Annotated in this window: 17 protein-coding genes; 14 read left to right on the forward strand and 3 right to left on the reverse strand. The window is 61.7% G+C overall.

All coding sequences use genetic code 11. The features are described from left to right. Positions 1-45: 45 nt before the first annotated feature. The 3 genes from FV139_RS07455 to FV139_RS07465 are packed head-to-tail and all read left to right on the forward strand — an operon-like array spanning position 46 to position 3,535. Entirely contained in the window at positions 46-765 is a 720-nt protein-coding gene (locus FV139_RS07455) for a fumarate reductase cytochrome b subunit (protein ID WP_148067643.1), read from the forward strand. Then, positions 762-2,744, forward strand: a complete 1,983-nt coding sequence (locus FV139_RS07460) for a fumarate reductase flavoprotein subunit (protein WP_148067645.1) — start codon at positions 762-764, stop codon at positions 2,742-2,744. The genes FV139_RS07455 and FV139_RS07460 overlap by 4 nt, the downstream gene beginning before the upstream one ends. Continuing rightward, entirely contained in the window at positions 2,741-3,535 is a 795-nt protein-coding gene (locus tag FV139_RS07465; RefSeq protein WP_148067647.1) for a fumarate reductase iron-sulfur subunit, read from the forward strand. Before FV139_RS07460 ends, FV139_RS07465 begins: the two co-directional genes overlap by 4 nt. A 10-nt stretch (positions 3,536-3,545) precedes the next feature. Here FV139_RS07465 and FV139_RS07470 read toward each other — a convergent pair whose 3' ends face one another. Then, complete coding sequence (locus FV139_RS07470; protein ID WP_148067649.1) at positions 3,546-4,682, reverse strand: GNAT family N-acetyltransferase/peptidase C39 family protein; 1,137 nt, start codon at positions 4,680-4,682, stop codon at positions 3,546-3,548. 344 nt (positions 4,683-5,026) lie between these two features. Between FV139_RS07470 and speA the strand changes: the two genes are divergently transcribed. Genes speA through nspC form a run of 3 tightly spaced genes read left to right on the forward strand, consistent with a single transcriptional unit; the run spans position 5,027 to position 9,376 of the window. After that, on the forward strand, positions 5,027-6,946 hold the full coding sequence (gene speA, locus FV139_RS07475; RefSeq protein WP_213004047.1) for a biosynthetic arginine decarboxylase: 1,920 nt from the start codon (positions 5,027-5,029) through the stop codon (positions 6,944-6,946). A gap of 30 nt (positions 6,947-6,976) precedes the next feature. Further along, complete coding sequence (locus FV139_RS07480; protein ID WP_148067653.1) at positions 6,977-8,197, forward strand: saccharopine dehydrogenase family protein; 1,221 nt, start codon at positions 6,977-6,979, stop codon at positions 8,195-8,197. Positions 8,198-8,200: 3 nt separating this feature from the next. Next, positions 8,201-9,376 (forward strand): carboxynorspermidine decarboxylase, encoded by a 1,176-nt coding sequence (gene nspC, locus FV139_RS07485; RefSeq protein ID WP_148067655.1) that lies wholly within the window; start codon positions 8,201-8,203, stop codon positions 9,374-9,376. A gap of 38 nt (positions 9,377-9,414) precedes the next feature. On the opposite strand, the gene FV139_RS07490 is transcribed toward nspC, so the two are convergent. Continuing rightward, positions 9,415-10,257: an acyl-CoA thioesterase gene (locus FV139_RS07490; protein ID WP_148067657.1), complete on the reverse strand. Its 843-nt coding sequence runs from the start codon at positions 10,255-10,257 to the stop codon at positions 9,415-9,417. A gap of 648 nt (positions 10,258-10,905) precedes the next feature. Between FV139_RS07490 and FV139_RS07495 the strand changes: the two genes are divergently transcribed. From FV139_RS07495 to FV139_RS21040, 8 genes are all read left to right on the forward strand, one after another. Beyond that, positions 10,906-12,828, forward strand: coding sequence for a PrkA family serine protein kinase (locus tag FV139_RS07495; RefSeq protein WP_148067659.1), 1,923 nt, complete (start codon positions 10,906-10,908; stop codon positions 12,826-12,828). 280 nt (positions 12,829-13,108) lie between these two features. Further along, entirely contained in the window at positions 13,109-14,371 is a 1,263-nt protein-coding gene (locus FV139_RS07500; protein WP_148067661.1) for a YeaH/YhbH family protein, read from the forward strand. A 1-nt stretch (position 14,372) separates the two neighbouring features. Continuing rightward, positions 14,373-15,890, forward strand: coding sequence for a SpoVR family protein (locus tag FV139_RS07505; RefSeq protein ID WP_148067663.1), 1,518 nt, complete (start codon positions 14,373-14,375; stop codon positions 15,888-15,890). Positions 15,891-15,963: 73 nt separating this feature from the next. Then, entirely contained in the window at positions 15,964-17,544 is a 1,581-nt protein-coding gene (locus FV139_RS07510; RefSeq protein ID WP_148067665.1) for a phospholipase D family protein, read from the forward strand. 148 nt (positions 17,545-17,692) lie between these two features. Then, entirely contained in the window at positions 17,693-19,075 is a 1,383-nt protein-coding gene (locus FV139_RS07515) for an aminotransferase family protein (RefSeq protein ID WP_148067667.1), read from the forward strand. Positions 19,076-19,193: 118 nt separating this feature from the next. Beyond that, on the forward strand, positions 19,194-20,741 hold the full coding sequence (locus FV139_RS07520; protein WP_148067669.1) for an alanine/glycine:cation symporter family protein: 1,548 nt from the start codon (positions 19,194-19,196) through the stop codon (positions 20,739-20,741). A gap of 666 nt (positions 20,742-21,407) precedes the next feature. Next, a complete protein-coding gene (locus FV139_RS07525) occupies positions 21,408-24,248 on the forward strand; it encodes a TonB-dependent receptor plug domain-containing protein (RefSeq protein ID WP_148067670.1) in 2,841 nt (946 codons plus the stop codon). Between the two features lie 17 nt (positions 24,249-24,265). Beyond that, complete coding sequence (locus FV139_RS21040) at positions 24,266-24,430, forward strand: hypothetical protein (protein WP_187276443.1); 165 nt, start codon at positions 24,266-24,268, stop codon at positions 24,428-24,430. Positions 24,431-24,489: 59 nt separating this feature from the next. Here FV139_RS21040 and FV139_RS07530 read toward each other — a convergent pair whose 3' ends face one another. Then, positions 24,490-25,248, reverse strand: a complete 759-nt coding sequence (locus FV139_RS07530; protein ID WP_148067672.1) for an SDR family NAD(P)-dependent oxidoreductase — start codon at positions 25,246-25,248, stop codon at positions 24,490-24,492. Between the last annotated feature and the right edge of the window lie 71 nt (positions 25,249-25,319).

Genomic DNA, 25,319 nt, shown 5'->3' on the forward strand with positions numbered 1-25,319 from the left:
AGGCGGGTGACAAGGTCGCGCGATTTGAATCTATACTGCAGCACTATGACCCTTTCCGCGCGTGCATTACCAGCCCGGCTCGATGCCCTGCAGAGCGTCAGCGGCCTGCTGCTGGCCCTGTTCATGTGGGCCCATATGCTGCTGGTGTCGTCGATCCTGATCAGCGAGGAGGCCATGTACCGGGTGGCCCGGATGTTCGAGGGCTATTACCTGTTCGGCCGCGCCCATCCCTGGCTGGTGTCGGTGGTAGTGGCCCTGGTGCTGCTGCTGATGATGCTGCACGCGGCCCTGGCCCTGCGCAAGTTTCCCCACAGTGCGGGGCAGTACGGGGCCTTCCGGGTGCACCAGCGGCGCATGCGCCACGGTGACACCACCCTCTGGTGGTGGCAGGTCGCCACGGGGTTTCTGCTGTTCTTCCTGGCGCCGATGCACCTGTTCGGCATGTTCTCCCAGCCGGACCAGATCGGCCCCTATGCCTCGGCTGCCCGCGTTTACCACACCCACTGGCCGCTGTACCTGGTGCTGTTGTTCGCGGTCGAGCTGCACGGTGCCATCGGCCTGTACCGTCTCGCCCTGAAGTGGGTTGTGCTGCCCGGCCGGCCACCGCAGCAGCTGCGCCACCGACTGAACCTGCTGAAATGGGGCCTGAGTGTGTTTTTTATTACCCTCGGCCTGTGCACCCTGCTGGCTTACTTCCGCCTTGGGGAGCAAATCAGTGATCGGCCGGGCCTGCGCTACCCACCCGCCATCGAGGTGAATCCGTGAAAGTACTGCACTCGGATGTACTGGTCATCGGGGGCGGTCTGGCGGGCCTGCGCACCGCGATCGGCGCACGGCGGCGGGGCATGGAAGTGTCCATCCTGTCACTGGTACCGCCCAAGCGTTCCCACTCGGCTGCCGCCCAGGGTGGCATGCAGGCCAGTCTGGCCAACAGTATCAAGGGCTTTGGCGACAGCGAGGATGTGCATTTCGCCGACACGGTACGCGGCAGCGACTGGGGCGCCGACCAGGCGGTGGTGCGTATGTTCGTGCACATGGCCCCCAAGGCAGTGCGGGAACTGGCCCACTGGGGGGTTCCCTGGAACCGGGTGAAGGCAGGGCCGCACCCGGTGGTCATCAACGGTGAACCGGTCACGCTGCAGGAACCGCCATCGGCCCACGGTCTGATTACCGCCCGCAACTTCGGCGGTACCGCCAAATGGCGCACCTGCTATGTCTCCGACGGCACCGGACACTCCATGCTCTACAACGTGAGTGACCAGGCCATTGCCGCGAATATTCCCGTACACGAACGCATGGAGGCCGTGGCACTGATTCACGACGGCCGGCGCTGCTACGGAGCCATTGTACGCAACCTGATGACCGGCGAGTTACTGGCCCATACTGCACGTGCCACCTGCATTGCCACCGGCGGCTTCGGGCGCATCTACCGGGTCAGTACCAATGCCGTGATCAATGAGGGCATGGGCGCGGCGATTGCACTGGAAACCGGTGTGGCGACCCTGTCCAACATGGAGGCGGTGCAATTTCATCCGACTGGCATTTTTCCAGCCGGCATCCTGGTGACCGAGGGCTGTCGCGGAGATGGTGGCTTGCTGCTGGATGGCCGGGGCCATCGTTTCATGCCCGACTACGAGCCTGAAAAAGCCGAGCTGGCTTCCCGCGATGTAGTGTCCCGCCACATGGAATACCATATCCGCAAGGGACATGGTGCCGAGACCCGTTTCGGCCAGCACCTGTGGCTGGATATCCGCCTGCTTGGTGAAGACCACATCAATCACAAGCTGCGGGAAGTGAAGGAAATCTGCCAGTACTTCCTCGGGATCGATCCGGTCCACGAGCTGATCCCGGTGCGGCCGGCGCAGCATTACTCCATGGGCGGCGTGCGTACTGACGCCCTGGGCCAGAGTCCGCAGCTCGCGGGTCTGTTTGCCTGCGGCGAGGCGGCGTGCTGGGATATCCACGGCTTCAACCGCCTGGGGGGTAATTCGGTGGCGGAAACCGTGGTGGCGGGCATGATTGTCGGCGAGGCGATCGCCGACTACTGCCAGAGTGAGGCGGGCCAGTGCGCCATTGACAGCGCCTTGGTGAATGACTGTTACCGGCGCCAGCGCGAGGAGATCGCAGGCCTGCTGGCCAGCAGTGGACCCGAGCGAGCCGGAGACCTCGTCCGGGCCATGCAGGACACCATGACCACGCACGTGGGCATCTACCGCGACGGGCCCGGACTCACCGAGGCGGTGCGCACCCTGGCCGAGCTGCTGGCGCGCAGCCGGGACCTGGGCCTGCATTGCCGGGCCCCCGGGGCCAACCCGGAACTTGTCCTGGCCTGGCGCTTGCCGAGAATGCTCAAACTCGCGTTGTGTGTGGCCCAGGGCGCACTGAACCGGGAGGAGAGCCGGGGTGCTCACAGCCGGGTGGATTTTCCCCGCCGCGACGACAGCCGCTGGCTCAAGCGTACCCTGGCCCGCTGGCCGACTGGCGCCCGTCAGCCGGAATTGAGCTATGAAGCGCTTGATGTCATGGCCATGGAACTGCCGCCAGGCTGGCGCGGATACGGTGAGCGCGACCATGTTCACCATCCCGACACGGCCCGGCGCGAGGCAGAGGTCGCCGCAGTGCGCCAGCGCTGCACCGACGCATCGGCGCGACAGGAAGCGCTGATGCCCTATGCACACCTGTTGCCCGAGCGCTATCGCAGGGAAAACGAGCGGTTCGAGCCACCGGGGGAGGGAGAGCAATGAGTGAAGACGGCGCCGGGGTGCCTTCTGCTGTGGCTGCGGGTTCACAGGACCAGGGCGGCACAGGACGTACGCTGTACCTGGAAATCTTTCGCTACAATCCCGCCGACCCCGACAGCGAGCCACAATTCAGGACTTACCCGCTCGAGGAAACGCCGGGCATGACCCTGTTCATTGCCCTCAACCTGATCCGCGAAGAGCAGGAGCCGGGGCTGCAGTTCGATTTCGTGTGCCGGGCGGGCATCTGCGGCAGCTGCGGTATGCTGATCAACGGCCGTCCGGGCCTGGCTTGCCGCACGCTTACCGCATCCATGGAGCCCCGCATCCGGCTGGCGCCGCTGCCGGTGTTCGAATTGATTGGCGACCTCTCGGTCAATACCGGCAAATGGATGCGGGGTATGAGCGAGCGCCTGCAGACCTGGGTGCCGGCGACCGTGGATGCCGATATCGACAGCATCGAGGCGCCGATGGAGCCGGAACTCGCCGAGCAGATCTACGAGTTGGAGCGCTGTATCGAATGCGGCTGCTGTATAGCGGGCTGCGGGACCGCCATCATGCACGAGCGCTTTGCCGGCGCGGTGGGCCTGAACAAGGTAGCCCGCTTCCGGCTGGACCCGCGCGATACGCGCAGCGATGGCAACTATTACGAACTGATCGGCGATGACGATGGCATCTTTGGCTGCATGTCACTGATGGGCTGCCAGGATGTCTGCCCCAAGTCACTGCCGCTGCAGACCCAGCTGGCATACCTGCGGCGCAAGATGCTGAGGGCGGGCCTGATCGCAACGGGCTAGGAGTTTCGACTTAGTCGAGTTCGGGAGGGCGGTCGGCGGCCACCACAACCACGGCCCGCAGTCGCTTGCTGCCAAACCGGCTCATGGCGGCAAAGTCCTCACGGGCTATGGGCAGGTGCTGGCAGTCCAGCGGGTTGCGGGCGGTATCAGGACCCTGGTGCGGGCTGGTGTTGCCCATATCGGGGTCGTGGACATAGAGGCAGTCATCGTCAAAGCCGCTCAGGGTGACCCAGTGCGGCGCTTTCATGCTGTCCATGCGGTAGGTGGAAATCAGGATCAGGATATTGGCGCCGGCGCTGAAGCGGTCGGTGAGTTGTTGCTGGTCGATATCGCTGTAATGTGTGGTGATGCCGCTGGCCGCGCACTCGTCGACGAAGCCCTGGTGAGCGATCCGCATCACCCGCTTCTTGTTTTCATCGCGCACCCCTTCCAGGAACAGCGGTCCCTCGTTATTGACCCACACTTCGGTGGCGAACCCCCGGCGGTGGGCCGCCAGGGCGAGCCCCAGCGGATGGCAGCCACCGTGTCCGGAGGTCATGAACACGGTGGTCGCTTCCCGCCACAGGGCAATCTCTTCCTCCGGGCTGGGCTGGTAGTGGCCGGGCAGGCCGGCCATGGCCATCATCAGGGACGCCGGGCCGCAGGTGAAGGCGGTTGTCTGGGGCAGCCAGGGCAGGCTGCGGCTGTCGCCGGACGGGGTGTAGGGGCGAATGCGCTTTTCCATCCGCAGGGCGCTGGCGTGATCCTCGTAGTAATCCTCGTACAGGCCGAAGCGCAGGTAGCCGAGCTTTTCGTACAGGGATATGGCGGCGACGTTGCCTTCGGCCACTTCCAGCCTGAGGTACAGGGCACCCGCTTCCCGGGCGCCCTGTTCCACCCTGCCCAGCAGGGCCTCGGCAATGCCGCGACCCCGGGCTGCCGCATCGACCGCCAGCGAATACAGGCGGGCCAGGCGGGTGCCGCGACGCAGGGTGACCAGGGCATAGCCGAGCAGTGTGTCACCGTCGACGGCCACCCGGAAAACGCAGTCGCGATGGCGCAGCCAGCGACGGAAACTGCGGCGGCTGATACGATCATTGCGAAAACTGGCCTGCTCCAGGGCCAGCAGGGCGGGCAGATCACTGTCGTGGGGTGAACGGATTTGCATTTCGCAGGTCGCAATGAAAACAAAGCGCAGACTATAGCGCGACGGGAGCGAAGCGCCAGTAGTGATGCTGTGCTAAAAATTTACAGGGTCGGGCCAATTTTCTGCTTGCGTTCCGGTGGTTCAGGCCTAGAATGCGGGCCGTCTTTTCCACCATCAGGATTTTATGTTTTTGGCCCTTCCGCACTGATGCCGGCTGGCAATCCCGCCGGTGCAGTGTGACAACTGAACAAGCGAGGAAACCTGCCAGTGCAGACAACTGCGGACCTTTTTATACTGGGCGCTTCACAGCCCGGTGAACTTTCCGACGCCATACCCGCCTCCTGCGGAAGCCGGAGCCTGTCGGCGTGACCGCCGGGACACCCGCGGGCTGGAGCCCGGCTGACAGCAGCGCCCTGTATGGAATCGACGCCTGGGGCGCCGGCTACTACTCCATCAACGAACGCGGTGAAGTCCAGGTCCAGGTGGACCAGGGCGAAAACGTCGTGCCGGTTTCCCTGCTGGATATCGTGCAGGGGATGCGGGCCCGCCATCTGGACATGCCGGCAGTGCTGCGCATTCGCAATGTCCTCGACCACCGTATCGCCGCACTCAATGAGTCCTTTGCCCGGGCAATCGCTGCCGGGGGCTACCGCAATGTGTATCGCGGTGTGTTCCCGATCAAGGTGAACCAGCAGTGTCACGTGATCGAGGAAATCGCCGACTACGGTCGTCGCTACCACCACGGCTTCGAGGCCGGTAGCAAGGCGGAGCTCATCATTGCCCTGAGCCAGCTGCGCGATACCGAATCCCTGGTGGTGTGCAACGGCTACAAGGACGCCGAGTTCATCGACCTGGGCCTGTACGCCCGGCGCATGGGTTACCCGGTATTTTTTGTGCTGGAGTCACTGCACGAGTTGCGGGTGATCATCGAGCGCAGCCAGGCGCTCGGTATCGCGCCGCTGATCGGCGTGCGCATGCGCAGCGCGGTGAAAGTGGATGGACACTGGAGCCAGGACAGTGGCGACCGCTCCATCTTCGGCCTGTCGACGACCGCACTGTTACAGGTGGCGGAGGAGTTGCGCGCGGCCGGCATGCTCGACTGCCTGCAAATGCTGCACTGCCACCTGGGTTCCCAGGTGCCCAATATCCGCAATGTGCGCAGCGGTGTGCTGGAAGCCTGCCAGTTTTACGCCGGCCTGGTGGAAGCGGGGGCCCCGATGGGCTACCTCGACCTCGGTGGCGGCCTGGCAGTGGACTACGAGGGCGCCAGTACCAACACCACCCACAGCATGAACTACCAGCTCGACGAGTACTGCGTGAACATCGTGGAGACGGTACAGGAAACGCTGGATCCACTGGCTATCGCCCACCCCGTGCTGGTGAGTGAGTCGGGTCGTGCGACCGTGGCCTATTCGTCAATGCTGCTGTTCAACGTGTTGGATGTGCGTGACTGCATGCCCGGCACCATTCCCGCCACCGCGCCGGAGGGCAGTACGGAATTTATCGCCCACTTGCTCGAAGTGCTTGAGCGGGTGGACGCCGATTCCTACCAGGAGTGTTACAACGACGCGCTGTTCTATCGCGATGAGACCCGGGAACTGTTCCATCGCGGCCAGGCCAGCCTGCGCGACCGCGCCCTGGCCGAGGATATCTGCCTGGCGGTGATGCAGCGTATCAACCGGCTGTTGCCGCAGCTGGAGCGGGTGCCGGCTGAACTGGAGAGCCTGTCCGAACAGCTGTCGGATATCTATTACGGTAACTTCAGCCTGTTCCAGTCACTGCCGGATATCTGGGCGATCGACCAGCTGTTCCCGATCATGCCGATCCACCGGCTGGGGGAGGAACCGCAGCGGGAGGGCATCCTCGCCGACCTGACCTGTGACTGCGACGGCCGTATCGACAAGTTCACCCTGCCGGCCGGATTGAGCAGCACACTGCCGATGCACGCTCTCAATGCGGGTGAGGACTACTACCTCGGCGTGTTCCTGGTGGGGGCCTACCAGGAGACACTCGGTGATCTGCACAACCTGTTTGGCGATACCAATGTGGTGAATGTGTCGATCAACCCCGATGGCAGTTACGATTTTGTCCGCGAGTTTCACGGCGACAGCATTGCCGATGTGCTCAGCTACGTGGAGTATGAGCCGAAGCACATGCAGGAACAGTTCCGGCGGGTGGCGGAGGGGGCCGTTCGCAGCGGCTGCATCAGCGTGGAAGAGCGGCAGCGCATTCTGCAGGCATTCCGTGACAGCCTGCAGGGCTACACCTATTTTGAACATCACTGATAACAGCGCAAGTAACCAGGGAGAGCACCTATGTCAAAAGTGATTATCATCGGCGCCGGTGGCGTCGGCGGGGTGGTGGCGCACAAGTGTGCCCAGTTGCCGGAGGTCTTCACCGACATCCTGCTGGCCAGCCGCACCGAGGCCAAGTGCAAGGCCATTGCCGCCCAGATCGATCGTCCCATCCGCACCGCCCAGGTGGATGCCGACAACGTGGCGGAGCTGACCGCCCTGCTGGAGGCGGAACGGCCGGAACTGGTGATCAACGTGGCCTTGCCCTACCAGGATCTGTCCATCATGGACGCCTGCCTCAATGCCGGTGTTAATTACCTCGACACCGCGAACTACGAGCCGCCGGATACCGCCAAGTTCGAGTACCACTGGCAGTGGGCTTACCAGGACCGCTTCGAACAGGCGGGCCTGACCGCGCTGCTGGGCAGCGGCTTCGATCCCGGTGCCACCAACATGTTCACCGCCTATCTCGCCAAACACTACTTCGACGAGATCGAGGAACTCGACATCATCGACGTCAACGGCGGCGATCACGGCTACCCCTTCGCCACCAACTTCAACCCGGAAATCAATATCCGCGAAGTGAGCGCCGAGTGCCGCCACTGGGAAGGCGGCGCCTTCGTCACCACGCCACCCATGTCAAAAATGGCGCGCTTCGAATGCCCCGACGGGGTGGGCAGCTACAACATCTATCGCATGTACCACGAGGAACTGGAGTCGCTGAGCAAGCACTTCCCGTCCCTCAGGCGGGCCCAGTTCTGGATGAGCTTTGGCGACAGTTACCTCAAGCACCTGGAGGTGTTGGGCAACGTCGGTATGACCGGTATCGAACCGGTGGAATACAACGGGGTGGAGATCGTGCCCATTCAGTTCCTCGCCAAACTGTTGCCGGATCCCTCCACCCTGGGGCCGCGCACCAAGGGCAAGACCTGTATCGGCTGCATCGTCCGCGGCAAGAAGGATGGGGCCGAGAAGCTGATGTACCTGTACAACATCTGCGATCACGAGGCCTGCTACGCCGAGGTGCAGTCCCAGGCGATTTCCTACACCACCGGGGTACCGGCCATGATTGGCGCCAAGATGATCCTGGACGGGCACTGGAAGCGTCCCGGTGTGTGGAACATGGAACAGTGTGACCCCGATCCGTTCATGAATGATATGAACCTCTACGGGCTGCCCTGGCAGGTGGTGGAACTCGACCCGTCCTTCCGCCTCGATGTACAGAAAGGTCAGGACCTGTAAGGCGTGGAGATCAACCAGTTCACGGACTTCTCCCGGCTCGACACCGCGCGCCTGCCGTCGCCCTGTTACGTGGTGGACGAAGTGGCAGTGGAGCGCAACCTGCGGATCCTCAGTGATGTGGCCGAGCGCAGCGGCGCGAAAGTGCTGTCGGCGCTCAAGGCCTTCAGCATGTGGCACTTTGCGCCGCTGGTGTCTCGTTATCTCAGTGGCACCTGTGCCTCGGGCTTGCACGAAGCGCAACTGGGGCGGCAGTACTACGACGGCGAGGTGCACGTATTCGGCGCGGCCTATCCCGCGGCGGACCTGGCCCCTATCCTCGAGCTTGCGGACCACGTGGTGTTCAACAGTTGCGGCCAGTGGCAGCGGGCGCAGCCCCAGGTACAGGCGGCGCTGGCACAGCGCCCGGGCCTGCGCTTTGGTCTGCGGATCAATCCCGAGCACTCCGAGGGCGAGGTGGCCATCTACGACCCCTGCGCCCCCGGCTCGCGGCTGGGGATACCGCTGTCGCAACTGGACGAGTCCACCCTGGAGGGCATCAGCGGCCTGCATTTTCACACCCTGTGCGAGCAGGATTTTCCGCCCTTACAGCGCACCCTCGCGGCGGTGGAGGCCCGTTTCGGGCACCTGCTGGCGCAGATGGACTGGGTCAATTTCGGCGGCGGCCACCACATTACCCGTCCCGGTTACCAGGTGGATGATCTGGTGGCCTGCATTCGCGAGTTCTCGGCACGCCACGGGGTGCAGGTCTACCTCGAACCCGGTGAGGCCGTGGCCATTGGCACCGGGGTGTTGGTGACCACCGTGCTGGATACGACCTGGAATGCCATGGACCAGGCGATCCTCGACACCTCGGCCACCTGCCACATGCCCGATGTGCTGGAGATGCCCTACCGCCCGGGCATCCTGGGGGCGGGGGAGCCCGGTGACAAGGGGCACGACTACCGCCTGGGCGGCCTGACCTGCCTGGCCGGGGACGTGATTGGCGACTACAGCTTTGACGCGCCATTGCAACCCGGTCAGCGGCTGGTGTTCCAGGACATGGCGCACTACACCATGGTCAAGACCACGACCTTCAACGGCTGCGGGCTGCCTGCCATTGCGGTGTGGAATTCCGCCACCGATGCCCTGGAGGTCCTGCACGAGTTTGGCTACGAGGACTTCCGTCAGCGCCTGAGCTGAGCGAGTGGGGCCGGGTACAGGCCGCCTGTTGCTCGGGTTCAGTGTTTGAAATACACCACCTGGTGGGTCGTTGCCAGCAGGTGGCCGTGTTCGCTCCACAGCTCGCCAGAATGATCGAAAAACCCACCGTGAAAACGGTTGCCCCGGGCTCGTGCCAGCAGGAAGTCGTGGCCGTGGCGAGCCAGTTCTTCGCCATCGGCGTGGAAGTAGGTGGTCAGACTGACTGTGCCGACTGGCACGAAGTCCGGGCGGCGCACAAACACCCGCGGGAAGAACACATCTGACAGCGCGGCAAGGCCGGGGAAGTCGAGGGGGCGAGGGGGCTTGTCCCTGACCCAGAGAATACTCTCCGAGTTGTCCTGCGGGCCGGGTTCCGGGCCGAGGAAACTCATGCCGCCGCTGACGATACGCATATCGTAATTCTTGACCCAGGTGGGTAGTCCCCCGGTATCCAGCGGGGTGCAATCCGCATACCCCCCGACCTCCGGCATCTGTAGTTCGGTATCGGCCCAGCTGTCCCGGCGCTCGGCGAACACCGCACTCGCCGTGAGCGGAATATCCTCCCCCTGGCGCAGTTCCATCACCCAGTGCTGGGACGAGCGGTTGGTTCGGGTAGGTTGGCAGTGGATGTCGAAGGGGCCGTCTGCCACCGGGCCGCCAAAGTTGACAGTGAGCGCAAGGGGGTCGCCCAGGCGCCGGTCATCGAGGCACACCGCCTGCAGCAGCTTGGCGGCCAGAATGCCGCCGAAGGGGCCGATGAAGTTGGCGTAGCTGGGCGCGACGTGGCCTCGATATTTCCCTTCCGCAATGGGCGCCAGGGCAATGGCGGCATCGAGGGGGTGCCCCGTAGCTGTGGCTGGGGTGTTGTCGAGAGCAGGCATCGCGGGTTCCTTGTCGTAAAAATCACTGTGTCCGGTTCGCCCGGTTTTATACCAGTCGCACTCGACCGCTAGCAACGCTGACCCCGCCCGAATTTCGACATGGACCTCACCGAATGTGGATAGGCCCTCGGTGATGGGAACGATAATTGCAGTGGAATTCAGGAGGGCGTTCGCGAAGACGCTCTGGCACAAATTCTGCGACATGGGTAGGAGGTTTAGCGAAAAGTGTCCAGCGAACGGCGGGGCAGTACGCGCTCGTCGCGGGAGCTGACGGCGGTGGGTTGGGAGCCCGCCGGCCCGACCGGCATTGCCAGTTAACCGGGCAAAGCACCTCAGCCCCGGTTTACCGGCAACAACCGGCGAGGCCGTCAGCAAGCGGGCACGAACACGAAAACAGCCTGCGCCAGGCGTTGTACAAAAAGTGCGCAGGCGATAACAAAGACAGACAGAGGAGTGAACGTATGGCGAGGTGTGCTTCACCGATCGGCCCTGGAAAGGCTCGCGCGGAATTCCCATTAAAAATCGTTTTATAGGGAAAATCACGCATTAAATTTTCAATCTTGATCTTCTTAGTGAGGGAATTTCCTGTATGCTGAAGTTAAGTCTCCAGTGGTTTTCTTTGTCCGTGGACAGGGGAGGAATAGAACGATGAGCCTATTCAATCACTACCAGGACCGCTACGAATCTACGCGCGAGGAAGAGTACAGTCTCCAGGAATACCTGGATCTCTGTAAGTCAGACCCCAGTGTCTACGCCTCCGCCGCAGAACGTATGCTTCTGGCTATCGGCGAGCCCGAGTTAGTGGATACTTCAAAGGATCCGCGGCTCAGCCGAATCTTTGCCAACAAGGTCATCAAGCGCTACAAGGCCTTCGATGAATTCTATGGCATGGAAGAGTGCGTACAGAAAATCGTCGCCTACTTCCGGCACGCTGCCCAGGGTCTGGAAGAACGCAAGCAGATCCTCTATCTGCTCGGCCCCGTCGGTGGCGGTAAATCCTCCCTGGCAGAACGCCTCAAGGAGTTGATGGAGAGACAGCCGATCTACTGCATCAAGGGGTCGCCGGTTTACGAATCGCCCCTGGGCCTGTTCAACGCCGATGAAGACGGTGCCATCCTCGAAGACGAATACAAGATTCCGCGCCGCTATCTCAAGTCCGTCATGTCACCCTGGGCGGTCAAGCGGCTGCACGAATTCAACGGCGACATCAGCCAGTTCAAGGTCGTCAAACTGTTCCCCTCCATCCTCGACCAGGTAGGTATCTCCAAGACCGAACCGGGCGACGAGAACAACCAGGATATTTCCTCCCTGGTGGGTAAGGTGGATATCCGCAAACTGGAGCACTTCGCCCAGTCAGATCCCGACGCCTATTCCTACTCCGGTGGCATGTGTCGCGCCAACCAGGGTTTGATGGAATTCGTCGAGATGTTCAAGGCGCCGATCAAGGTACTGCACCCCCTGCTGACCGCCACCCAGGAGGGCAACTACAACGGCACCGAGAGCATCGGCGGCATTCCCTTTGAAGGTATCGTGCTGGCTCACTCCAACGAGTCCGAGTGGTCATCCTTCAAGAACAACAAGAACAACGAGGCCTTTATCGACCGGGTCTCGATCGTCAAGGTACCGTACTGCCTGCGGGTGACCGAGGAAGTGAAAATCTACGAGAAACTGTTGCAGAACAGTTCTCTCTACGAGGCGCCCTGTGCCCCCGACACCCTGGATATTCTCGCCCAGTTCAGCGTCCTGTCGCGGCTGAAAGAACCGGAGAATTCCAGCATCTACTCCAAGATGCGAATTTACGACGGCGAATCCCTGAAAGATCGCGATCCGAAAGCCAAGTCCATTGCCGAGTATCGCGACAACGCCGGGGTCAACGAGGGCATGGATGGCCTGTCCACCCGCTTTGCCTTCAAGGTCCTGTCGCAGGTGTTCAACTTCGACCCGGTGGAGGTGGCCGCCAACCCCGTACACCTGCTGTACGTGCTGGAAATGGCCATCGAGCAGGAGCAGTTTCCCCAGGAAACCCACGACCGCTACCTGAACTTCATCAAGGAATGGCTGACCCCCAACTACGTCGACTTCATCGGCAAGGAAATCCAGACAGCCTACCTCGAAAGCTACGCCGAATACGGCCAGAACCTGTTCGACCGCTACGTTACCTACGCCGATTTCTGGGTGCAGGACCAGGAGTACCGGGACCCGGAAACCGGAGAGATCCTCAGCCGCTCGTCCCTCAACGACGAACTCGAGAAAATCGAGAAGCCCGCGGGCATCAGCAATCCCAAGGACTTCCGCAGCGAGATCGTCAACTTCACCCTGCGGGCACGGGCCAACAACGAGGGGCGCAACCCCAAGTGGACCAGCTACGAAAAACTGCGCACCGTCATCGAGAAGAAAATGTTCGCCAGCACCGAAGACCTGCTGCCGGTCATCTCCTTCAACGCCAAGGCCTCGGCCGAGGACCAGAAGAAGCACTCAGACTTCGTCGACCGAATGGTCGACCGCGGTTACACCGAGAAGCAGGTGCGCTTGCTCTCCGAGTGGTACCTGCGGGTGCGGAAGTCGCAGTAGGAGTACCGCCCTGGATAATGAGCGCCTGGCTGACAAGCGCTCAGCCTGGTAGACATGCCGAAGAGGCGTGTGCCGGGCCGACCGGGTGTAGCGACCCTATGAGGCAGGACGCCGATTAGGAGCGTACATGGACGTATTCACAGCGTGTCGCGGAACCCGGTCGGTCCGGGGCGCGCCGGGCGACAAGGTGCATCCGGTTGTTCAGGCGGGAATAGATCAATAAGCTCGGCTTGTTGTCCAAGCGAGTGTAGAAGGAAGATTTGCGACTGGAGGTACATCAGTGGGATTCCTGATAGATCGCCGCAACAACCCCAAGCAGAAAAGCGCGGTAAACCGCCAGCGCTTCCTGCGGCGTTACCGCGAGCAGATACAGCGCTCCGTCAGCGAGAACCTCAAGGGTCGGCATATCACCGACAACGACCGCGGCGAGCAGATCTCCATCCCCACCAAGGACATCGGCGAACCCCAGTTTCACCACGGTCGCGGCGGCCAGATCACCCACGTAGTCCCCGGCAACGAAGAGTACACCCGCGGTGATCGCATCGCCCGACCCCAGGGCGGTGGTGGAGGTGGCGGCGGCCGCGAGGGCAGCCCCGACGGGGAGGGCATGGATGACTTTGTCTTCCAGATCAACCAGCAGGAGTTCCTCGACGTCCTGTTCGATGACATGGAACTGCCCAACCTGACCAAACGGCAGCTTTCCGGTCTTGAAGAATTCAAGCGCAGGCGCGGTGGGTTTGCCTCCGACGGCGCTCCCTCAAACCTCAGTATTGTGCGCTCGATGCGTTCGGCAACTGCGAGGCGCATCGCCCTCGGCGCGGGTCGACGCAGGGAACTGCGGGAACTCGAGGCCGAGCTCGCGGCACTCCCGGACACCGCCGAATTCGAGGACCGTAAACAGGCACTCGCGCTGAAGATCGATGAGTTGCGCGAGGCGCTGGCGCGGATTCCCTTCCTCGATGATGTCGATATCCGCTATCACCGCCACTACAACGAACCCGTGCCGCACTCCAAGGCCGTCATGTTCTGCGTCATGGATGTGTCCGGTTCCATGGACCAGGCTACCAAGGACCTGGCGAAACGCTTCTATATCCTGCTGTACCTGTTTCTGTCGCGAAACTACGATCGCACGGAGCTGGTATTCATTCGCCACCACACCGTGGCCAAGGAAGTGGATGAGGATGAATTCTTCAATTCCAGGGAAACTGGCGGCACCGTCGTCTCCAGTGCCCTGGACCTGATGAAGAGCATCATCGAGGCCCGCTATTCGCCAACCGAGTGGAATATCTACGGGGCCCAGGCTTCCGACGGCGACAACTGGCCCGACGACGCCCCGCGCTGCACCACGCTGATCAAGCAGGTGCTGCCCCTGTGCCAGTACTACGCCTACGTTGAAATCACCGAGAGTGGTGACAAGCCCCTGTGGCAGACCTACGCCAGCCTGGAGAGCGAGTGGGGGGATGTGTTCGCCATGCAGCATATTACCGGGCCCGGCGATATCTATCCGGTGTTCCACGAACTGTTCCGCAAGCAGAGCGCATGAGATGGCAGAACGGATAAAACGCGAGCCCCTGTCCACGGAATCCGACTGGACCTTCGAACTGCTGGAGGACTACGAGCGGGAGATCTCGCGGATCGCCGGCGACTTCGGGCTGGATACCTACCCCAACCAGATCGAGATCATCAGTTCAGAGCAGATGATGGACGCCTACGCCTCCTCGGCGATGCCCATCAACTACCATCACTGGAGCTTCGGCAAGCACTTCCTGGGGGTTCAGAACAACTACAAGCGGGGCCGCATGGGGCTGGCCTACGAGATCGTGTTCAACTCCAACCCCTGCATCGCCTACCTGATGGAGGAGAATACCCTCACCATGCAGGCGCTGGTGATCGCCCACGCCAGCTATGGCCACAACTCCTTCTTCAAGAACAACTACCTGTTCCGCACCTGGACCGATGCCGAATCGATCATCGACTACATGCTGTTCGCCCGCAATTACATTGCCGAGTGCGAGCAGCGTCACGGTATCAGTGCGGTGGAAGACGTGCTGGACGCCTGTCACGCCCTCATGAACCACGGGGTCGACCGCTACAAGCGGCCCTATCCGATGTCGCTGGAAGAGGAGCGGCAACGTCGGGAGGAACGGGAGGCCATTCTGCAGCAGCAGGTAAACGAGCTGTGGAAAACCCTGCCGGTATCCGAGAGCGCCATCGAACAGCGGGAGCACCGCTTTCCCGAAGAACCCCAGGAAAACATCCTGTATTTCCTCGAGAAGAACGCGCCCTTGCTGGAGCCGTGGCAGCGCGAAGTGATCCGCATTGTGCGCAAGGTCTCCCAGTACCTCTATCCCCAGCGCCAGACCAAGGTCATGAACGAGGGCTGGGCCTGCTTCTGGCACTTCCATATTCTTCACGAGATGTACCGTGAAGGGCTGGTTACCGACGGCTTCATGATGGAGTTTTTGCAGTACCACACCGCGGTGGTCTACCAGCCGCCGTTTAACTCGCCGTACTACAACGGCATCAATCCCTACACCCTCGGCTACGGGATGATGCAGGAGTTGCGGCGGATCAGCGAGGCGCCGACCAAGGAAGATCGCGACTGGTTCCCGGATATCGCCGGTACGCCCTGGCTGGAGACCCTCAATTTCGCCATGCGCGACTTCAAGGACGAGAGCTTCATTCTCCAGTTCCTGTCCCCCAGGCTGATGCGCGAACTCAAACTGTTCTCGGTCGTGGATGACGAGAACCTGGACTACCTCGAAGTAAACGCCATACACGACGAGTGGGGCTACCAGAAAGTGCGGGAAGCTCTCTCCGCCAACTACGATCTCGGTAATCTCGAGCCCTATATCCAGGTCTATAACGTGAACGTGCGTGGCGACCGCACCCTGACCTTGCGCCACGAAATGCACCGCGGCCGCCCGTTGGAGCAGGGCAGTGCCGAGGAGGTCGTCAAGCACCTGCAACGCTTGTGGGGCTTCGACGTGGTACTGGAGTCGGTGTCAAACGGCGAGGTCAAATCCCGCATCGCCCACAGCGAACTCTCGGCGGCAGTCTGATTGGTTGGCGCAGCCGGCAGCGGTACAATCCCCGGAAAGTCTCGTCATCCATAACAACCGGGGTTTGTCCTTCGTGAAGCGTTCTGTTTGTCTGTATGGCCGCCGTGCCAGCGGTTTGATTTGCCTGCTGGGCATCGTATTCCTGAGCGCCTGTGCCAGTGTGCCTGAAGCCGGCAGCTACGACCGACCTGTCACCCATACGCTGACAGACACCGAAGACACGGCCCTCGCGCGAACCATCGGGCGCGCCTTTCCGGAGCAATTGGCCGCGGGGGAGGAGTCGGGTTTCTATCCCCTGGACGATGGCATGAAAGCCTTCGTTGCGCGTATGGCCCTGGTGGATGTGGCCGAGGTCAGTGTGGATGTGCAGTACTACATCTGGCATCCGGATACCAGCGGCACCCTGCTGGCCGGGAAGCTGCTGGACGCCGCAGACCGCGGCGTGCGGGTGAGGTTACTGCTGGATGACCTGGATACGGCGGGCAAGGATACCTTTCTGGTCCAGCTCGATGCCCATCCCAACATTGAAGTCCGGCTTTACAATCCTTTCGCCTATCGTGGCAGCCGGGGCGTGGGTTTTGCCGGCGATCTCAAACGCCTGAACCACCGCATGCATAACAAGTCGCTGACCGTGGACAACCAGGCCGCGATTGTTGGCGGTCGCAATATCGGCAACGAGTACTTTGACGCGGTTGCCCACACCGCTTTCGCCGACCTGGATGTGCTCGCGATCGGGCCCGTTGTTCCCAGGGTGTCCGGCATGTTCGACCAGTACTGGAACAGTGAAGTGGCGGTGCCGGTGGGTGTGGTTGTCACCGGGGTCGACATCAGTCCATCAAACCTTGCCGAGGCGCGCGGGAATTTCCAGGCGAGGATCGACAGCGCCTGGCAGTCGGACTACGTCAAGGCGGTGCAGGCATCCAAAGTCCTCGACGAACTGCGTTTTGCCAACCTGGGTATTGCCTGGGGCAGGGCGCAACTACTGTATGACGATCCCGAGAAGCTGCTGCATCCGGAGATTACCGGCGAGACTCACCTGGCGCCGCAGCTGCTGCCGGTGGTGGCGGGCGCGAGCCAGAGGGTAGCGGTAGTGTCACCGTACTTTGTACCGGGGGAGGCCACAGTCGAGCTGTTCCGGGAACTTGTGGCCCGCGGCGTGGAGGTCAGTATTCTCACCAACTCCCTGGCTGCCAATGATGTCGGGGTGGTACACGCGGGGTACATGCGTTATCGCAAAGCCCTGCTGGAGGGCGGGGTCCATCTCTATGAGTACAAGCCCGAGCCCACCCAGGTATCCCGCAACAAGAACTGGACGGGCTCATCATCCGCCAGCCTGCATGCCAAGACCCTGGGCGCCGACGGCCGCCATGTCTTCGTGGGGTCGTTTAACCTGGACCCGCGTTCGGTCGCCCTGAATACCGAAATGGGCGTGATGATCGAAAACCCGGTGCTGGCCTCAGGCCTCCACGAGGGGTTTCACCGACTGGCCCGAAACCAGGCCTACCGGGTGGAGCTGGTGGATGGCCAGTTGCGCTGGACGGAAATCCTGGCCGGTGGCGAACTCCGCACCTACGATGTGGAGCCCCAGACCACCCTGTGGCAGCGTTTCGTGGCCCGCACCCTCTCCATTATCGTCCCTGAAAGCATGCTCTGATCCATTTATTGCACCATGATGGTGCGCCTCCTGGGGTCGGGTAGCCCTGGAGCCATATCCCGCAAACCCCTGGACCTAACTGTGCCGAGGCCGCTCTCCCTAAGCTGTGGACTATTCCGCCAGCTACGCATCAGGACAGGCCACCGGTATGAACCAGCCCGCTTTCACCCAGGAACGCGAAGACATTATCCAGACCGACCGCGATACGGTCTGGCACCACCTGACCCAGCACCGCCAGTTCGACAAGGCCGACCCCATGGTCATCGTCAAGGGGGAGGGCATGCGGGTGACCGATGCCACCGGCCGCGAGTACCTGGACGCCACCTCCGGCGGGGTCTGGTCGGTCAATGTCGGTTACGGGCGTGCGGAGATCGCCGACGCGGTACGCGACCAGCTCGTCACCATGTGCTACTACGCCGGTACCGCGGGGAGTGAGCCCGGCGCGAGATTTGCCGCGCGACTGCTGGAGAAACTGCCGGGGCTCGGGCGTGTGTACTACTCGAATTCCGGGTCCGAAGCCAACGAGAAAGCCTACAAGATGGTGCGCCAGCTGGCGCACCTGGAAGGTGATGGCAGCAAACACAAGATCATCTTTCGCGACCGGGACTACCACGGCACCACTTTCGGTGCCCTGAGTTCTACCGGTCAGTTCGAGCGCAAGGCGCAATATGGCCCCTTCCTCGACGGGTTCGTGGAGATGGAGAATTGCTGTTGCTACCGCTGCCCCTTCGGCAAGACCTACGGCAGCTGCGACATCGAGTGCGCCACCCATCTGGAAACGATCATCCAGCGGGAGGGGCCGGAGACCGTCGGTGCCGTAGTGCTGGAACCCATTACCGCCGGGGGCGGTGTGATTCCCCCGGTGCCGGAGTACTTCCCGATCATCCAGGCCATCTGTCGCAAGTACGACGTACTGCTGCACATCGATGAAGTGGTCTGTGGTCTCGGTCGAACAGGTGAGTGGTTTGGCTACCAGCACTACGATGTGCAACCCGATATGGTCACCATGGCCAAAGGGGTGGCCAGCGGTTACGCCGCGATTTCCTGTACGGTCACCAGTGACGCCGTGTTCGAGCGCTTCAAGAACGCACCTGAGGGTCGGTTGGCATACTTCCGCGATATCAGCACCTTCGGCGGCTGTACCGCGGGGCCGGCAGCCGGGCTGGTCAATATCGACATCATCGAGCGGGAAGGCCTGCTGGAAAATGTTCGCCTGCGCGGCGAGCAGTTGATGGACGGGCTGCTGGAACTCAAGGACAAGCATGCCGTGGTTGGCGATGTTCGCGGTGTCGGTCTGTTTGCGGGACTTGAGCTGGTGGCCGATCGCGAGACCAAAGCGCCGGCCCCGGAGCAGACGGCGATGGCGGTGGCGAAGGACTGTGCCGACCAGGGGGTCCTGATTGGCAGGACCAATCGCAGCTTCCGCGAGTTCAACAATACGCTTTGCCTGAGCCCGGCGTTGATCGCCTCGCGCGGGGATATCGACGACATCCTCGAAGCACTTGACGGCGCCCTGCTGCGCAGTGCGTGAGGGGGTGAACCGGGTAGCTGGATGGATGGCTACCCAATCCCTGCCAAGGTTATTTCACAAGGGCGCCTGCATGCCGTGCCGTGCTGCGTTATAGTCAACCCGGACACAGGAACTCTTCATGAAACATCGCAATCTTCTCTCCGCCATAACCCTGGCGCTCCTGGCCCCGGTAACTGCCCAGGCGTCCACGATCGACGCGTGGATTGACGGTTTGATGGCCCCGGTTACCGAGGCCCTGGCGTCGGTAGTGTTCTTCAGCGTGCCGGTGTTTGGTGCCCAGCTGCCACTGGTGGTGTTGTGGCTGGTAGCGGCTGCGGTGTTCTTTACCCTTTACTTTGGATTTCTGAACCTGCGGGGCATCCGTCATGCCTGCCGAATCGTGCGCGGCGCCTATCACGACCCCAATCACCACGGTGAGGTCACCCACTTCCAGGCACTGGCCACCGCAGTATCGGGAACGGTAGGCATCGGTAACATCGGCGGCGTGGCGGTGGCTATCTCCGTCGGCGGTCCCGGCGCTGCCTTCTGGATGATCGTCGCCGGGATACTGGGCATGTCCACCAAGTTCGTGGAGTGTACCCTGGGGGTCCTGTATCGGCGCAAAAACCCAGACGGCTCGGTCTCGGGTGGCCCGATGTACTACCTCGAACGCGGTTTCGCCGAGAAGGGCAAGACCGGCCTGGGCAAGTTCCTGGGCCGTTTCTATGCCCTGGGTATCGTGATTGGCTGCATGGGCATCGGCAACATGTTCCAGGCCAACCAGGCCTACGTCCAGGTGGTTAACGTCACCGGCGGCTTCGGCGGCAGCTGGTTCGGCGACAAGGGCTGGCTGTTCGGACTGATTCTGGCGGCTCTCGTGGCACTGGTCATTCTCGGGGGTATCAAGAGTATCGCCCGGGTCACCGGGAAGGTTGTACCTTTCATGGCCCTGTTCTACTGCACCGGCGCCCTGCTTATCCTGTACATGAACCGCGAGGCATTGCCCTTTGCATTCGAGGCCATCCTCAGCGGCGCCTTCAGTGCATCCGGTGTGGCAGGCGGTGCGCTGGGCGTGATGGTCATCGGCTTTCAGCGGGCGGTGTTCTCCAACGAGGCGGGTATTGGTTCTGCGGCCATCGCCCACTCGGCGGTGCAAACCAACGATCCGGTCACCGAGGGCTTCGTGTCACTGCTCGAGCCCTTCATTGACACCGTGATCATCAGCACCATGACCGCGCTGGTCATCATCACCACCCTGTACTATGTGCCGAGCTTTACCGAAGGGCTGGGTGGCATCGAGATGACCTCACGCGCCTTCGAGCGCAACGTCGCCTGGTCGCCGTACTTTATCGCGGTCGCCGGTTTCCTGTTTGCTTTCTCGACCATGATCGCCTGGTCGTACTACGGCCTGAAAGGCTGGACCTATCTTGTCGGCGAAGGGCGTATGGCGGAAACCGGTTTCAAGTTTGTGTTCTGCCTGTTCGTAGTGATTGGTTCCAGCATCCAGCTGGGTTCCATCCTCGACTTCTCCGACGCCATGGTGTTCCTGATCTGTGTGCCCAATATTATCGGCCTTTACCTGCTGGCCCCGGTAGTGAAGCGGGAGCTTGCACGGCATAACGAGTGGGTTCGCAGTGGCGGCACCGAGCCCGAAACTTCCAACGCCCAGGTGTTGTCTGAATCCTGAGCGTTAACCCCTGTTGTCCCGTTTTCATCAGCTGCTCACGGCTGCATTGAGCTAATCAGGCTTGTCCGGCAGTGCAGCCGGTTGTTCTACCTGAAGCAGGAGTCCCTGAAGCAGCGCAGCATTATTTTATCAACCCGGCTATACGCAAACGGGCGAGCTTGACGGCTCGCCCGTTTGCGTTGCGCATCACCGGATGGCTCGCCCTTGCACTACATTGGTACGGATAGTGTGCTGGCCCGCCTTCAATGGTTCCGGTGCCCCCTCTTGCTCACCTTCTATCAAAGAGACATGGTTTTTCCGCCGCCTTTAGCGGTTTTTCCTTGTGCTGGAGAACGCTGTTGGCAAAGCCATTTATCAGGGCAGTGCGCGAAACTGGGGCGGCGCTTTTCGAAAAGGCCCTAATAATGGATCGTTAGGGTGCGCTTTGCCGTATCTGGTCCCATGTGGCCCTACGCTTCCAAAACCCTGGTTCTATAGCGATTGGAGAGCTTGCTCTAGGGTGGACTCATGGACGCCGTAGTGCATAAAAACGGTCCTTCGCGGACACACGTCGATCCCGAAACTCAAACCAAATGAAACAGGTGTCGCCACAGGTTTCCTGGCCTGCTGACGACAGTTCGTTATCTGATTTGTGAGGTCCACAAAGGACCGCAAACGGGGGGTAGCATGAGCAAGCAGTTTACATTCGAGAAACGCCCACTGGCCTATGTTTTGGGCAGTTGTATGGCCATCACCGCGGGACAGGCCAGTGCCCAGGGTGCTGGAGAAGAAAATGCCGGCATGGTGGAGGAGGTGATTGTCACCGGTTCGCGCCTGAGTCGCAGTGGTTACGACACGCCGACCCCGCTGACTTCACTGGGTTCCGAGGAACTGGCCACCCAGGCGCCGGAAAATATTGCCGACCTGGTCAATACCCTGCCATCCATTGCAGGTAGCCAGACAGGCACCACCAACTCCGGTTCTCTCGCCACCGGCAACGCCGGGATCAGCGCTCTTAACCTGCGCGCACTCGGAGCGGGGAGAACGCTGGTGTTGATGGACGGTCGCCGTTCTACCGTATCTTCGTCGTCGGGCCTGGTGGATACCAATACCATGCCCCAGGGATTGATTGAACGCGTTGAAGTCGTGACCGGTGGCGCATCGGCCGCCTACGGCTCAGGCGCGGTTGGCGGGGTAGTGAACTTCATCCTCGACACCGACTACGAGGGCGTGAAGTCCTACGCCGATTATGGCCAGACGACCTACGGCGACAATGAATCAAAGCGTGTCGGTTTTACCGCCGGTACGTCCTTTGCCGGCGGTCGCGGACACTTCCTGTTTGATTCACAGGCAGCTGATGTCGATGGCATTCATGAAACCCAGCGGGACTGGAACAGGGACGGTTTTCAGTCGATGTTGAACCCCGCGCTGTTCCGCGGCGAGCAGGGCGTTCCCACCTTCATCGTCGGCAAAAACATTGGCCTCGCGTCCCATACGCTGGGTGGCCTTGTGGTCAGCGGCCCGCTGATGGGTACGTATTTTGGCGAGGGTGGCTCCGTCAACCAGCTCAACTACGGTGCTGTTGGCGGCCAGTGGATGCAGGGCGGCGACTGGGAGTACACCAACCACCAGGCCGGCACCCAGTCACTGGCTGCAGCCGAAGAGCGCCAGAGTTTCTTCAGCCGCGTCAGCTATGACCTGACCGATTCGTTGAATGTTTATGCGGAGGGTTCCTACGCGGCCTTCGAAGGCTATGCAAACTACATCCGCGTACCCACGCTGCGCAATGTGATCCAGCGGGACAATGCATTCCTGCCACAGGAGGTGGCTGCCGCCATGGATGCACAGGGCCTGGATTCGATCCAGGTCTCCACCGCCAATGCCGATGCGGGCCTGGCGGGCCATAACAACGAGCGTGAGAGCATGCGCTTTGTGCTCGGCTACGATGGCTTCTTCAATTTTGCCGACCTGGACTGGGCCTACGACGGCTACTACGCCAAGTCCCGTACCATTGCCGACCAGCAGTACCTGCCTACGATCTACCACCTGGAACGCTACGCCAATGCGATCGATGCGGTGGTGGACCCAGCGTCCGGTGAAACCGTGTGTCGCTCCACACTCAGTGACCCGGATAACGGCTGTGTGCCTTTGAACATCATGGGTATCAACGTCTCCAGCCCCGAAGCCTGGGCCTACGCTGCGGGTGGACCCCAGCGGGAAGAAACCTATGATCTCGACGTGGCCGCCGCCAACTTCCGGGTGAATGGTATCGAGGGATGGGCCGGCCCCATTTCATTCGCCTTCGGCGGTGAATGGCGCGAGGAATCCATCAGTGGTGATGTCGAAGAGCAATACCAGAGCGGCTGGCGATTTGGTAACTACCAGGAAGACAAAGGTTCCTATGATGTTCTGGAAGGTTATGTTGAAACCCTGATCCCCATGGGCTTCGGTGTCGACTTCAACGGCGGCTATCGCTTTGCAGATTACAGCCTGAGCGGCGATGTAGAGGCCTGGAAGCTGGGATTCACCTGGCAGCCAATCGAGGACATCACCTTCCGCGCCACGCGCTCCCGTGATATTCGTGCGCCTAACCTGGGCGAGCTGTTTGCGTCCGGTACCGGCCGCGGTAACACCCTGGATATCGGCGGTGTGGTTGTTCCCTATCAGCAGGTCCTGCAGGGCAGCACAGAGCTCGATCCGGAGGTGGCCATGGGCTGGAGTGGCGGCGTGGTACTGCAGCCCCGCTTCCTGCCCGGGCTCGGTCTATCCATCGACTACTACGACATCGAGGTGAACGGCGTTATTTCCAGCGTCTCGGCGGAACAGGTAGCGAGCTTCTGTTTTGAACGCGGCATCCAGGCTTACTGTGACGACATGGTGTTCGGCGATCCTTCCGATCCCACCACCCTGAGCACGATCAACATCTACTACGAGAACCTCAACAGCCTGAAGTCCCGGGGGCTTGATGTAGAGCTCTCTTACAGCTTCGAGATGGCAGATCTCGTCTCCGATGTCCCGGGTTTTGTCAGCCTGCGCTTCATGGCAACCAATTTCCTGGAGAATGTGACCGATAACGGCACCACTGCGATCGACTATGCCGGATCCAATGCGCCCCTGACCGGCACCACACCGGACTGGAAATACCGGGCCACTGCCCTGTACAGCCTGGATCAGTGGACCTTCAACCTGACCATGCGCGGTGTCAGTGACGGCGTACTCAGCGACGCGTACATCGAGTGCTCGAGCAATTGCCCGGCCAGTGTCTATCCGGCGCTCACGGTCAACGACAACAGCGTCGACGGCCAGGTGGTGTTTGACGCCTATATTGCGCGCAGCTTCAACTTTGGTGACAGCAGTAACGGGGAAGTATTCCTGACCTGGAGCAATATCTTCGACGAGGACCCACCCCTCGCGAGCAACCCGCTCCTGCAGGGTACCGACATCAACGCGGCCTACCCGCAGACCAACCGCGATCTCTATGATTACCTGGGCAGCCGGTTCCGCGTGGGCCTGCGGTTGGAGTTCTGAGCATGGCGGGACCCTCGGTGGAATCGGCCGTCGGCATGAGCAGGCGGCTGACGTTGACGGGGCGGCTGCTGGCCGGCCTCGCCATCGCCGGGTGGCTCTGGGCCTGTGGTGAACATCGCGATGCGATAGCGGCCGTATCGCACCTGGAACTGCCTCTTGAAATGAACAGTCAGAAACCCTGAACAGCCGTTGCGGGCTGCAGTTTTACCCGGTGTCCTCGGACACCGGGTTTTTTTGCGTTTCAATCGCGGTAGATGGAGAGGGGGGAGAAGGACTGACGCACCGGCATCAGCTCCAGCAGGTTGACGTTGAGGTGGGCGGGCATGCTGGCCAGCCACCAGCAGGTCTCGGCAATGTCCTCGGGCTGGATCGGGTGGGCGCCGGCGTAGAGCGCATCGTGGGCCACCTGATTGCCGTCGGTGCGCACCAGGGTGAATTCACTTTCCGACAGGCCCGGGGCGAGGTTGGTCACCCGCACGCCGGTGCCCTGCAGGTCGGCCCGCAGGGCGAGGGAAAACTGTTCGACAAAGGCCTTGGTGGCGCAGTAGACATTGCCGCCGGGGTAGGGCCAGTGTCCCGCCACCGAACCGATATTGATAATGCTCGTGCCCGCGCCTTCCTCGACCATGCGTGGCAGGAGGGCATGGGTCACGGTGGTCAGGCCCTTGACGTTGGTGTCGATCATCCGGTGCCACTTTTCCAGGTCGCAGGCCTGGGCGGGTTCGGTGCCGAGGGCCAGTCCGGCGTTGTTGATCAGCAGCTGGACGCGGTCAAAGGGCGTTTTCAGCGCAGCTACCGCGCTCTGTACCGACGCCGTGTCCCGCACGTCGAGCGTCAGGGCCAGCACCTCGCACCGTTCCTGCAATTCCTGCTTGATCGACTCGAGGCGTTCCTCGCGTCTGCCGGTCAGCACCAGGTTCCAGCCCTCCCGGGCGAAACGACGGGCGCAGGCCAGTCCGAAGCCGGAGGTGGCGCCGGTAATGAAGGCGGTGTTAGGCATGTGATACTCCCTGGATGCTGTCATGCGAAAAGCACCGGGCCGGCGATGATCCGCTCCGGTGAGGGCGTCAT

Source organism: Parahaliea maris, from assembly GCF_008064665.1.
GTDB classification, from domain to species: domain Bacteria; phylum Pseudomonadota; class Gammaproteobacteria; order Pseudomonadales; family Halieaceae; genus Parahaliea; species Parahaliea maris.